Origin of the sequence: Microbispora sp. NPDC088329, from assembly GCF_040685655.1 — a bacterium.
Taxonomy (GTDB): Bacteria; Actinomycetota; Actinomycetes; order Streptosporangiales; family Streptosporangiaceae; genus Microbispora.
In genome coordinates this window covers 9,835-21,961 of sequence record NZ_JBFBIP010000032.1, presented here as the reverse complement: position 1 = coordinate 21,961, position 12,127 = coordinate 9,835, and the positions used below count along the sequence as shown (strand labels likewise).

Below are 12,127 nucleotides of genomic sequence, written 5' to 3'. Positions count from 1 at the left end.
AATCACATGATTCTTTACCTTTGGCGCGTGAGTGCGTCAGCTCATCGTCCTGCCGCCGTTGACGGCGAGCCGCTGCCCGGTCACGAACCGGGCACCGGGGGAGGCGAGGAACGCCACCGTCTCGGCGATGTCCGTCGGCGCGCCCATGTGCCCCAGCGGAACATCGCGCAGGTAGCCGGTGTAATCCTCCGGGGGGACGTCCGCGTGGCGCTCCACCGGGATCCAGCCCGGCTCGACCGTGTTCACCGTGATTCCGTACGGCCCCAGCTCGCGGGCCCACGACCGGGTGAGCCCGTGCATGGCGGCCTTGGCGGAGACGTAGTGCCCGAACTCCGGATTGCCGAGGTCGGCGACCTCGCTGCCCACGTTGACGATCCGGCCGGACCCCGCCTCGCGCATGCCGGGCAGCACAGCCTGCAGGATCAGCAGCGGGGCCTTGACGAAGAAGCGGAGCTGGCCGAGGTGGTCCTCCCAGGTCTGCTTCTCCACCGGCATCAACGGCTGCGGGCCGGTGGCGTTGTTGACAACCACGTCGACGTGTCCGATCGCGGCCACGCCCTCCCGTACGGACTCCTCGTCGGTGACGTCGAACCGGGCCAGGCGGGCCGAGCCGCCGGCGGCGGTGATGCGCTCGGCGACGGCGGAGGCGCCGGCTGTGTCGTTGGCGTAGTTGACGGCGACGTGCCAGCCGTCCGCGGCGAGCCGTTCGGCGATGACGGCGCCCAGACCTCGTGAGGCGCCCGTGACCAGTGCGGTACCCATGAGGAATGTGCCTATCACAGATCGCGTGGGGCAGGATGGGGCGCATGGATGAGATCGCCGCACTGGTGGACCGGGCCGAGATCGTGGACGTCGTCACCGCCGTCTTCGACACCGTGGACGCCAAGAACTGGCCGGTGTGCCGGGAGCTGTTCGCCGACGAGGTGGACGTCGACTTCACCAGCCTCAACGGCGGGGAGCCGGCCCGGATCGGCGCCGAGGCCCTCGTGGACGGGTGGCGGACCGGCCTGCACGCCCGCAAGCAGAGCTTCCACACCGTGAGCAACTTCGCTGTGACCGTCGACGGCGCCGAGGCGCACGTGACCACCAAGGGATACTCCTACAACCTGCTCGACGCCGCGCTGGGCGGCGGCATGTTCGAGGTGTGGGGCGTCTACCGGCTCAGGCTCGTACGGCGGGCCGAGGGGTGGAAGGTCACGGCCTTCGCGTTCGACGCGTGGCACACCCGCGGAGACGAGGCGGTGCGCACGCACAGGCTGGAGGACTAACGGGTGAGCGCCGGGACCTCGGTGTGCAGGCGCCGCAGGACCCGGCGGAACGCCCAGATGGACGCCACGAAGGCCAGGCCGGTGACGACCGCGACGGCGGCGGTGCGGATGATCAGATAGTCGCCGATGGACTCGTGCAGCAGCAGCCAGATGCTCATGGCCGAGTTGGCCAGGAGGACGAACGCCCACAGCAGGGTGATCCGGGCGAAGAAGGTGCGGACGCGCTCGTGCCGCAGCACGAACGACGGCAGGTGGATGTAGTCGAGCGTGAGCCGCTGGACCAGCGGGCGGCGCATCCGCACCGAGGCCAGGAGCACCATGCTGATGCAGATCGTGCCGAGCTCCGGCTGGATGAAGTAGAGGACGGGGCTGCCGGTCCACAGCCCGATCACGGTGCGGAAGGTGATCGCGATCGTCGCCATGATCATCGTGCCCGGCACGGGCTGACGCCGGATGATCCGCCACAGAACGCCCAGGTAGACCCATGACACGGCGGCCATCAGCGCGCCGCGCAGCCCGAGCACCGCGAGGGCCGCGTAGAAGACCACGAGGGGAGCCACCACGCCTTCGAGGAGCCGGGGCACCGCCTGCTTGATCAGTGCGGTGAGCCTGGGCAGTGCGAAGGGTGCGTGGTTCATGGTGACTCCAACGGGCCGGCAGGGGAGACCGACGCTGTAGTTGGGCAACGCGCCTACCCGGACATCGTGGGCGGAAACGCCCTTAGGGTGGCTCTTTGTCGGTGGCTCACGGTACCCGACGGCCGACCACGCGGGGGCCGAATGCGCCGGGCCGGTTCCTGGGTCATAACGGTACGGCATGGCCGCGGCCGGCCGGTGGGTTCGGCCGAACCCCTGGTCAGCGCTTTACCGGTGGCCGCGGGGCACTTTCCCCGGCGCGCGAAGGGCGCGGGTTACGTTGACGGCATGGACTCAGGTTTCGGCTACTTCGCAACACATGATGCGGTTCGTCCTGATGCCCTGGCCCGGCTCGTGGAGCAGCGCGGCCACGCGGCGCTGCTGTTCACCGAGCACACGCACATCCCGGTGCCACCCGGCGGCCGGACGCCGAAGGACGAGTGGGGAGGCGAGCTGCCCCGGCGCTACTGGCACACCTACGATCCGTTCGTCGCCTCGATGGCCGCGGGCGCGGCGACGACCCGGCTGCGCGTGGGAACGGGCATCTGCCTGGTGCCCGAGCACGAGCCACTCGGCCTCGCGAAGACGGTGGCGAGCGTGGACGACCTGACCGGCGGGCGGTTCGAGTTCGGCGTCGGCGCGGGCTGGAACCGCGAGGAGTTGCGCCACCACGGCGTCGACCCTGCCCGCCGGTTCGCCGTCATGCGGGAGCGCATCCGGGCCATGCAGGCGATCTGGACCCGTGACGAAGCCGAGTATCACGGGGAGTTCGTGTCGTTCGACCCGATTTGGTCATGGCCGAAACCGGCCCAGAAGCCGTACCCGCCGATCCTGGTGGGCGGCGTGGGGCCGCGCGTCTTCGACCGGGTGCTCGGCTACGGCGACGCGTGGCTGCCCAACTACGGCGAGGGGATCGTCGAGCGTATCCCCGAGCTGTTCCGGCGGGCCGAGGAGGCGGGCAGGCGCGTCGAGGTCGTGATGCTGGCCGCGCCGGCGGACCCCGCCGCCCTGGAGCGGTGTGAGGCGGCCGGGGTCTCCCGGGTCATGGCCTGGCTGCCGTCGGCCGGATACGACGGGATCCGGCGGGCGATGGACGCCTTCGAGAACGCCCTCGCCGAGTCGCACGGGGAGTGAGGCTCAGCTGAGCGTGGCGGTGGCCAGCTTGGCGCCGAAGCCGAGGAAGAGCGCGCCGACCCCCGAGGTGAGTGTGGCGGCCAGCTTGCGGCGGCGCCGGAAGTGGGTCGCGAGGAACGTGCCGCCGAAGATGAGCGTGCTCAGGTAGGTCACGCTGAAGATCTGCACGATCAGCGCCAGGATCAGGAACGACAGCGCCGGCGCGCCGTACGACGGGTCCACGAACTGCACGAAGAACGCCACGAAGAACAGGATCGCCTTGGGATTGAGCAGGCTGATCGTGAACGCCTTGCGGAACGGGTGGCCCGCGGGAGCCGCGGCGGGTGCCTCCGCCGCCTCCGCCGCCTGGGCCGGCGCCCCGCCGCGGGAGGACCGCAGCGAGCGCCAGGCGCCGCGGAGCATGCCGAAGCCGATCCACGCCAGGTAGACCGCGCCGGAGTACTTCACGATCGTGAACAGGACGGGCGTGGACTTCAGCAGCGAGGCGACGCCCGCGGCCGACAGGAACATGAGCACCGAGTCGCCGGCGAAGACCCCGGCCGCCGCGCGGTAGCCCTGCCGCACCCCCTGCTGGGCGGCGGTCGAGAGCACGTACAGCGAGTTCGGCCCGGGCAGCAGGATGATCAGGAACGAGCCCACGACGTAGGTCCAGATGTTGGTGATCCCGAAGAACATCCCTGCTCCCGCAAAAGGCCGAATGGTCTAGTTATAGCCTCTCGCCGTTCCCCGCCGCAGCTCGGTAGATCCCTATTGACCCTAGCGGAAATTAGGGACAACCTTAACGGCATGACGCTGTGGAAGCCCGATCCGACCTTCTACCCCTCGCCGCGCGACGCCGCCGAGGCGCCGCCGGAGAAGCTCGCCTACGTGGCGGCCTTCGACCGGTCGGCCGAGCGGCCCGACGCGCTGGCCGTGCTGGACACCGACCCCGGCTCTTCGTCGTACGGGACCGTGGTCGGCTGGACCGACCTGCCGTACACGGGGGACGAGCTGCACCACTTCGGCTGGAACGCGTGCAGCAGCGCGCTGTGCCCCTACGCGCCGCACCCCCACGTCGAGCGGCGCTACCTCATCGTCCCCGGCCTGCGGTCGTCGCGGATCTACGTCTACGACACCAAGGACCGGGTCAGCCCGGAGCTCGTGAAGGTCGTCGAGGCCGAGGAGCTGGGTAAGCGGGCCGGCTACTCCCGTCCGCACACCGTGCACTGCGGCCCGGAGGGGCTGTACGTCAGCGCGCTCGGCGGATACGGCGACGACGGGCCCGGCGGCATCGCCATCCTCGACCACAACTCGTTCGACGTGCTCGGCCGGTGGGAGGTCGACCGCGGCCCGCAGTATCTGGCGTACGACTTCTGGTGGCACATCAACCACGACGTGGTGATCACCTCGGAGTGGGGCACGCCCTCGATGATCGAGGACGGCGTCGTCGGCGAGCTGCTGCTGGGCCGCAAGTATGGCCACAAGCTGCACTTCTGGGACCTGCGCAAGCGGAAGCACCTCCAGGAGGTGGACCTCGGCGACCAGCACCAGATGGCGCTGGAGCTGCGGCCCGCGCACGACCCCACCAAGACCTACGGCTTCGCCGGGGTCGTCGTCAGCGTCGAGGACCTGTCGGCCTCCGTGTGGGTCTGGCACAGAGATGTCAGGCACGGGGACGGCTCCCGCTGGGCGGCGCGGAAGGTGATCACCATCCCGGCCGAGCCCGCCTCGCCGGACGACCTGCCCGACGTGCTCAAGCCGTTCGGCGCGGTGCCGCCGCTGGTCACCGACATCGACCTGTCGGTGGACGACCAGCGCCTGTACGTGTCGTGCTGGGGCACCGGCGAGCTCAAGCAGTACGACGTGTCCGACCCGTTCAAGCCGGTCGAGCTGGGGTCGATCCGCCTCGGCGGCATCGTGCGGCGCGAGGCGCACCCCGCCGCGCCGGACGAGCGGCTCGCCGGTGGGCCGCAGATGGTCGAGGTGAGCCGCGACGGCCGCCGGGTCTACGTCACCAACTCCCTGTACGGAGCCTGGGACGACCAGTTCTACCCCGACGGCGTCGGCGCCTGGATGGCGAAGATCGACACCGAGTCGTTCACCCTGGACGAGCGGTTCTTCCCGCACGGCGGCGACTTCCGCGGCCTGCGCCCGCACCAGACCCGGCTTCAGGGCGGCGACGCGTCCTCCGACTCCTACTGCTACCCGTGACGCTGACCGCCGTCATCCTGCTCGGCGCCTTCCACGGGATCAACCCCGCGATGGGCTGGCTGTTCGCCGTCGCCAGGGGGCTGCAGGAGCGCAGCCGCGACCTGCTGCTGCAGTCCCTGCCGGTCATCGCGCTGGGCCACCTCGCCTCGGTGGCCCTCGTGGTGCTCGCCGTGTCGGCGACCGGGTCGATCGTGACGGCCACGGCCCTGTCGATCGGGGCGGGCGTCGTGCTCGTCGGGTTCGGCCTGTGGCACCTGCTCGCCCGGCGGCACTTCCGCTGGGTGGGCATGCGGCTGTCGCTGCCGCAACTGGCCGCCTGGTCGTTCCTGATGTCGTCGGTGCACGGCGCGGGCCTGATGCTGCTGCCCGTGCTGACCCGCATGCCGGCGAGTCACCACGGGCACGTCCTGTCGGGCGGCATGCTCGTCGCCGGCGTGCACACGCTCGCGATGTTCCTCACGGCGACCGTCGTCGCCGTCGTGGTGTACGAGTTCCTCGGCGTGGCCGTCTTGCGCCGGGCCTGGTTCAACCTGGACAGGATGTGGGCGTTCGCCCTGGTGGGGGCGGGCGTCATCACCCTGGTCGGCGCCGTCTGAGCGAAGGCTCAGGCGCAGTCTCTCCGCTTCACAGACGCGGACCAGTCCGGGAGCACGTCGGTGATCCGCGGACGGGTGATGGACCAGAGTTCACGCCCGTACCCCGGCACGCGTTCCTGGCCGCCGAGCAGGACGTAGGAGGCCTTGTCGAAAGATGAGGGATTCGCGGGAGACGGCGCCCCCGGGGCCCAGGTCGCCCAGCGGGAGCCGTCGACGGATGCCCAGATCTCGCCGTTGATGTGGCGCGGCCCGACATTGGGGATCCCGCTCTCGCTGCGCGCGTACGCGATCCGTTCGTAGTGGAGGTACTGGTCGTCGCGGGGCTCCGGCCACTGGGTGGCGGTCGCGGCCTCGGCCGCCCGCCGCAGGACCTCGGCGGCGCCCGGCAGGTGGGCCCCGGCCCCGGGCGCATGGCAGGATTGACCGACGTGCGGGTTCGTCTCCTCGGCGCGCTCGAGGTCGTCGACGACGACGGGGCTGCGGTCGCCGTCGCGGGCACGCGCGTGCGCGCGCTGCTGGCCCTGCTCGCGTTGGAGCCCGGCCGCCTCGTCCCGGCCGACCGGCTCGTGGACGCGCTGTGGGAGGACGGACCACCGGCCAACGCCGCGAACGCCCTGCAGACGCTGGTGAAACGCCTGCGCGCGGCGTTCGGGCGGCCCGGCGCGGTGGTGTGGCGCGACGGCGGCTATTTGCTCGGCGTCGAGCCGGCGCGGGTCGACGCCCACGTGTTCACCACGATGACCTTTCGCTACGCGACGGGCACGCTGCCGGACCGGGCGGCGGGCGCCGCAGCCCCGAACGCGGTGCTTCATGACGCGTGCGCGGAACTGGACGAGGCGCTGGCGTTGTGGCGCGGGCCCGCCCTGGCCGGCCTGCGCGCGGTGCCCGCTCTGGCGGCCGCGGCGACCCGGCTCGAGGAGCGGAGGCTGGCCGTGGTCGAGGCCCGCGCCGCCGCGTATCTCGCGCTGGGCCGTGAGGTGGACCTGTCCGCCGAGGTGGCCGCCCATCCGCTGCGTGAGCGGCTGTCGGCCCTGACGATGCGCGCGCTCGCGCGCTCGGGCAGGCAGGCCGCGGCGCTGGCCCTGTTCGAGCGGGTCCGGCGGGCGCTCGCGGACGAGCTCGGCGTCGATCCGGGCCCGGAGCTGCGGGCCGCCCAACTCGACGTGCTGCGCGGGCAGGTCCCGGCTGCGCCCGCCCGGCCGATTGGCGGTGCCCAAGGTCCCACCCTCGGCAGCGCCAGTGTCACCGCCGGCGGCACCGGCGGTGACACGGCCAGTGGCGTCGTCCACGGCACCGCCAGGAGCGCCACCGGCGGCACGGGCCGGCGCGCGGGCAGGATGTGGGCGCCGCCGACGACCTTCGTCGGCCGCGAGCAGGAAGTCGCGCACCTGTCGGCCCTTCTGCGCGAATCCCGGCTGGTCACGATCGTCGGGCCGGGCGGGGCGGGCAAGACGCGCCTGGCCGTCGAGACCGCTCTGCGCCTCACCGGAAACGGCGTCGCCGGGGAGGGGGAATCCGGAGAGGGCGGCTCCGGGCCGGGCGAGCACGGCGGGAGCGAGCACGGCGGGAGCGGGCACGACGAGATCGGGCACGGCGGGAACAGGTACAGCGGGAACGGGTACGGCGAGGGGGCGTGGCTTGCCGAGCTGGCCCCCCTGACGGATCCCGCGGACGTCGTACGGTCCGTGCTCGCGGCGCTGGGCGCCGACGCCGAGCCGCGGGTGGGCGGGGACTGGCGGCGCGACCCGCCGGACCCGGCCGAGCGCCTGGTCGCCTCCCTCGCCGGGCGCGAGCTGCTGCTCATCCTGGACAACTGCGAGCACGTGATCGACGCCGCGGCGGGCCTGGCCGAGCTCGTGCTGCGCCGCTGCGCGGGCGTGCGCGTGCTGGCGACCAGCCGCGAGCCGCTCGGAGTGCCGGGGGAGGCGCTCGCCCCGATCCCGCCCCTCGCCCTGCCTCCGGAGGGGGTCGCCCCCGATGAGGCGAGGGAGCACCCGGCCGTACGCCTTCTGGTGGACCGCGCCCGCGCGGTGAGCCCCGGCTTCGCCCTCGACGAGCACACGACCCCGCACGTCGTCACGATCTGCCGCCGTCTCGACGGGATGCCGCTCGCCATCGAACTGGCCGCGGCGCGGATCAGGGCGCTCGGCCCGGAACGGCTCGCGGCCCGCCTCGACGACCGGTTCCGGCTGCTGACCGGCGGGAGCCGTACGGCCCTGCCGCGGCACCGGACGCTGAGCGCGGTGGTCGAGTGGAGCTGGGACCTGCTCACGCCCGAGGAGCGGACGCTGGCGGAGCGGCTCGCGGTGTTCGCCGGCGGCGCCACGCTCGACGACGCGGAGCCGGTCTGCGGAGGCGACGGCCTCGACGTGGTGGCGGTGCTGCCGTCCCTGGTCGACAAGTCCTTGCTGGAGACGACGGGCGACGGCCGGTTCCGGATGCTGGAGACGATCCGCGCGTACGCGCTCCGGCGGCTGACGGACACGGGTGAGCTCGACCGCTACCGGCGCCGGCACGCGGCCCACTTCCTGCGGCTCGCCGAGGAGGCCGAGCCGCGCCTGCGCGGAGCCGGGCAGCTGGAGTGGATGGCCAGGCTGACCGCAGAGCAGGACAACCTGAACGCCGCCCTGCGCTGGGCCGTCGATTCCCGCGAGACCGAGACCGCGCTGCGCCTGTGCGGCACGCTGGGCTGGTACTGGTGGCTGCGCGGGCATCGCGGTCAGGCGGCCGTCTGGGCCGGGCAGGTGCTCGATCTCGTCCCCGAGGGCCCGCCCGCCGGGCTGGTGCGCGCCTACGCCGGATGCCGGTTCGCGGTCACGGTCACCCGGCTCGGCACGATCTGGATGGAGCCCGCCCGGCTGGAGGACATTCGCCGGGAACTCGGCGATCTCGTCGAGGCCGGCCTGCGTGAGGGCCCGGTGCATCCGATGCTGCCGATCCTGCGGGCGGTCGTGACGGCGATGGCCGGGCGAAGGGAGGAGGCGGCCGCGATGCTCGACGCGTACGCCGGCTCGGACGATCCCTGGCTGGCCGGCTCGGCACTGATGATCAGAGGCGGGTCGCTCGGCCTGCCGGGCGACGGCGAACGGGACGTCGAGGAGGCGGTGCGCGGGTTCCGGGCGCTGGGGGAGCGCTGGGGGCTCAGCGAGGCCCTGCTCACGCTGGCCACACTCCGCGCCCGCCGGGGCGCGCCGACGGCGGATCTGATCGGCGAGATCGCGGGGCTGACCGCCGGATGGGTCAGCGCGGACGACACGATCTCCACGCTGACCCGCCTGGCCGAGCTGCGCCTTCAGGCGGGCGACGCCGAGGGTGCGGCGGCGGACGTCGCCGCCGCCCGGTCCCAGGTGTCCGCCGGTGTCTCGCCCTACGCGCTCGTCCAGGTGAGCATGGGTGAGGCGAAGGTGGCGCGGAGCAGGGGCGACCTCGACGGCGCGGTCGCGGCGCACGAGGAGGCCCTGGCCGTGCTGGAGGCCACCCCCGCCGTCCCGCAGCAGCTCGCGACGGCGTACGCCGAGTACGGCAGGGCGCTGCTGGACAAGGGCGACCTCGACGGCGCACTGGCGCGTCACCACGAGGCGCTGCGCGCCCTCGGCGCCACCCCCGACCTGCCCGTGCTCGGGACCGTGCTGGCCGGGCTCGCCATGATCGCTCTGGCCGAAGGCGACGCGGAGCGGTCCGCGTCGCTCTTCGGCGCGGCCGACGCCGCTCATGCGGGCCTGCGGGCGGATGCCGGGGCCGCCGAGGCGCTGACGGCGGCGCGCGAGGCGACGGGCCCGGCCTTCGACGCCGCCTACGAGCGCGGCCGTACGGCGTCGCGTGAGGACCTCGGCCTGCCCGCCACCGGCAGCACCAGGTAGGACGGCGCGCTGACCGTGATCAGCGCCTCGCCGGGGTGCCGGGCGTACTTGGGGAAGTTCGAGCCCGCGACCTCCACCCGCACCCGGTGTCCCGCACCGAAGACGTGGGCCAGATTGCCGAGGACGACGCGTACCCTCTCCGGTCCCGCGCCGCCACCCGCGACTCCGGCGATGCCGTCCACGAGGATCTCCTCCCGGCCGTCCGGGCACACGTCCACGAGTTTGCCGGTGACGGTGAAATGCGCGTCACCGGAACCTGCGGCGTCGCGGCCCGCCGCCACAGGGCGGTCGGCCGGCGGGTGCGCCGCGTCGACCCCGATGGTGACCACCAGTTCGGCCGCCCCCATGACCTCAAGCGGCGCCGGCAGCGGCGCGGTCGTGTGACGGAGCACGTCGGCCCGGCCGGCGAGCGGCCGCTGGTCCACCGGCCCGGGCCCCGGGGGCAGAAACTCCACCACGTCGCCGCCCATGGTCGGAACGGGATCGCCGGGGTCGGAATGGAAGGAGGCGCGCAGCGCCGTCTCCGGCCCGAGAGCGCCGCCGTCTCCCAGGTGGTAGCGGACGGACTCCCCCTCCGGCGGCCAGCCGGCCATCGCCCGCCACTCGCAGGCGCCCGTGACGAACACCCGGACCCTCGCGTCGTCCCTCAGCGGCGTGCCGCGCATCCAGTGGCCGAACCAGTCGAGGTGGAGGCCGGTCCAGTCGACGGCCTCGCCGCTCGCGTGTTCGCCGTGGTCGCGTCCCGCCAGTCTCCGCTCGCGGACCGCGTGGGTCCACGGGCCGACGACGAGGCGGGCTCTGCCGCACAGAGCGTGGTAGGTGCGGATGGTGCTGTCGCGGAAGTAGTCGTACCAGCCGGTCGGCAGCAGTGCCGGCGCCTCGATCCTGTCGTAGCGCGCCTCCAGGTCGGCGTCCCGCCACAGCTCGTGCGAGGGGCCGGGGTGCGCGAGCCAGTCGGAATAGAAGGGTAAGAGGTCCGCGATCTCTGGCTGGTCCCCGACGGGAAGGCGCCGGAGCATCTCGTCGAGCCGGGTCGCCGGGGCGGCCGGGTGACCGTTTTCTCCCGGATCGAGCCGGGCGCGGCGTGCCCGTTGCAGGGGCGCGATGACGGTCGCCAGGACCGGGAGGACGACGCCCAGCCGGAGGACGCCGCCGGCGTACACCACGTCGTGCAGCCCGGCGGGGCAGGCGGAGGGCGCGACGGCCCGCAGCCCGTCCGGCCGCTCGCTCGCGGCCAGAAGCTGGGCGATCCCGAGGTAGGAGTCGCCGAACATGCCGACCTGCCCGTCGCACCACGACTGGCGCGCGGCCCAGGTCACCGTGTCGTGCCCGTCGGCGGCCTCCCCGGTGATGAACCGCAGGTCGCCCTCCGACTCGCCGGTGCCGCGCACGTCCTGCACCAGCACCGCGTAGCCCGCCGACAGCAGCCGGGTGACGTCGAGCCGCAGGCCGGGGCCGTAGGGCGCCCTGCCGTACGGAGTCCGGGCCAGCAGGACGGGATACCGCCCGCCGGGCTCGGGCAGCCAGACGGTCGCGGCGAGCCGTACGCCGTCGCGCATGGGCGTCCACACGTCCCGGCCGGGCGGTAGATGCGCCGCCCAGCCGGGTGCGGGGACGGGGATCGCGGGGCTCATCGCCGGGGCGTTCATCGGATCCTCCGGGTGTAGGCGCGTACGGCGAGCGGGACGAAGCAGGCGGTGACGGCGGCGGCCCACGCCAGGGTGACCCAGACGTGCGCTCCCACGGGCGCGCCGGTGAGCAGGGCGCGTACGGCGTCGGCCAGGTGCGAGACCGGGTTGACCGACGACCACCAGCGCAGCACGCCCGGCAGGTTGGCCGGGGGGATGAACGCGCTGCTGCCGAACGTCAGCGGCAGCAGGACGGCGGTCGCCGTGCCCTGCATCGAGGCGACGGACCTGGCCTTCAGCCCGAGCCAGGCCGACACCCAGCTCAGCGCCAGCGTGAACACCAGCAGCAGGGTCAGGCCGCCCAGCGCCTCCAGGGGCGTGGCGGTGATCCGGAATCCGGCCGCGATCCCGGCGAGCAGGGCCACCGAGATGGTCACGGCCGTCGTCAGCGCGTCCGCGGTCACCCGCCCGGCGAGCGGGGCGGAGCGGGCGATCGGCATGCTCCGGAACCGGTCGAACACGCCGTTCACGATGTCCTCGGCGAGGTTCATCCCCGTGGTGTTCGTCGAGATGAGGGCCACCTGCGTGAGCACGCCGGGCATCAGATAGCGCGCGGCGTGCTCGGGGTCGCCGGACATCGCCCCGAACATCAGGACGAAGACCACGACCATGAAGATCGGCTGAAGCAGGAACTGGACGAGCCGGCCGGGTTCGTTCCTCAGCGGCACCAGGCTCCGCCAGGCGAGGGTCATGCCCTGCGCGAGCGCGCTCCGGCGCCCGTACGTGGACGGCATGGCGGTCATCACGTTCTCCCCG

At 73.1% G+C, this 12,127-nt stretch carries 10 protein-coding genes; 5 read left to right on the top strand and 5 right to left on the bottom strand.

Annotated features, from left to right (window positions below):
- Positions 1 to 36: 36 nt before the first annotated feature.
- Positions 37 to 762: an SDR family oxidoreductase gene (locus AB0O28_RS36845; protein ID WP_363647224.1), complete on the bottom strand. Its 726-nt coding sequence runs from the start codon at positions 760 to 762 to the stop codon at positions 37 to 39.
- Positions 763 to 806: 44 nt separating this feature from the next.
- On the opposite strand from AB0O28_RS36845, the gene AB0O28_RS36840 reads away from it, so the two are divergent.
- Complete coding sequence (locus AB0O28_RS36840) at positions 807 to 1,268, top strand: nuclear transport factor 2 family protein (protein ID WP_363647223.1); 462 nt, start codon at positions 807 to 809, stop codon at positions 1,266 to 1,268.
- On the opposite strand, the gene AB0O28_RS36835 is transcribed toward AB0O28_RS36840, so the two are convergent.
- Entirely contained in the window at positions 1,265 to 1,906 is a 642-nt protein-coding gene (locus tag AB0O28_RS36835; RefSeq protein WP_363647222.1) for a VC0807 family protein, read from the bottom strand. The genes AB0O28_RS36840 and AB0O28_RS36835 overlap by 4 nt on opposite strands.
- Before the next feature lie 285 nt (positions 1,907 to 2,191).
- Here AB0O28_RS36835 and AB0O28_RS36830 point away from each other — a divergent pair, with 285 nt between their 5' ends.
- On the top strand, positions 2,192 to 3,037 hold the full coding sequence (locus AB0O28_RS36830; RefSeq protein WP_363647221.1) for an LLM class F420-dependent oxidoreductase: 846 nt from the start codon (positions 2,192 to 2,194) through the stop codon (positions 3,035 to 3,037).
- 3 nt (positions 3,038 to 3,040) lie between these two features.
- On the opposite strand, the gene leuE is transcribed toward AB0O28_RS36830, so the two are convergent.
- Entirely contained in the window at positions 3,041 to 3,712 is a 672-nt protein-coding gene (gene leuE, locus AB0O28_RS36825) for a leucine efflux protein LeuE (RefSeq protein WP_363647220.1), read from the bottom strand.
- A gap of 111 nt (positions 3,713 to 3,823) precedes the next feature.
- On the opposite strand from leuE, the gene AB0O28_RS36820 reads away from it, so the two are divergent.
- From AB0O28_RS36820 to AB0O28_RS36810, 3 genes are all read left to right on the top strand, one after another.
- Positions 3,824 to 5,227 carry a selenium-binding protein SBP56-related protein gene (locus AB0O28_RS36820; RefSeq protein ID WP_363647219.1) on the top strand — a complete coding sequence of 468 codons (1,404 nt, stop codon included), beginning with the start codon at positions 3,824 to 3,826 and terminating at the stop codon, positions 5,225 to 5,227.
- A complete protein-coding gene (locus tag AB0O28_RS36815) occupies positions 5,224 to 5,823 on the top strand; it encodes a hypothetical protein (protein WP_363647218.1) in 600 nt (199 codons plus the stop codon). Before AB0O28_RS36820 ends, AB0O28_RS36815 begins: the two co-directional genes overlap by 4 nt.
- A 428-nt stretch (positions 5,824 to 6,251) precedes the next feature.
- Positions 6,252 to 9,683 (top strand): BTAD domain-containing putative transcriptional regulator, encoded by a 3,432-nt coding sequence (locus AB0O28_RS36810; protein ID WP_363647217.1) that lies wholly within the window; start codon positions 6,252 to 6,254, stop codon positions 9,681 to 9,683.
- Here the strand turns inward: AB0O28_RS36810 and AB0O28_RS36805 are convergent.
- Both AB0O28_RS36805 and AB0O28_RS36800 read right to left on the bottom strand, forming a co-directional pair.
- Positions 9,617 to 11,332: a CocE/NonD family hydrolase gene (locus AB0O28_RS36805; protein ID WP_363647216.1), complete on the bottom strand. Its 1,716-nt coding sequence runs from the start codon at positions 11,330 to 11,332 to the stop codon at positions 9,617 to 9,619. The genes AB0O28_RS36810 and AB0O28_RS36805 overlap by 67 nt on opposite strands.
- Positions 11,329 to 12,114: an ABC transporter permease gene (locus AB0O28_RS36800; protein ID WP_363647215.1), complete on the bottom strand. Its 786-nt coding sequence runs from the start codon at positions 12,112 to 12,114 to the stop codon at positions 11,329 to 11,331. The genes AB0O28_RS36805 and AB0O28_RS36800 overlap by 4 nt, the downstream gene beginning before the upstream one ends.
- Positions 12,115 to 12,127 lie beyond the last annotated feature (13 nt).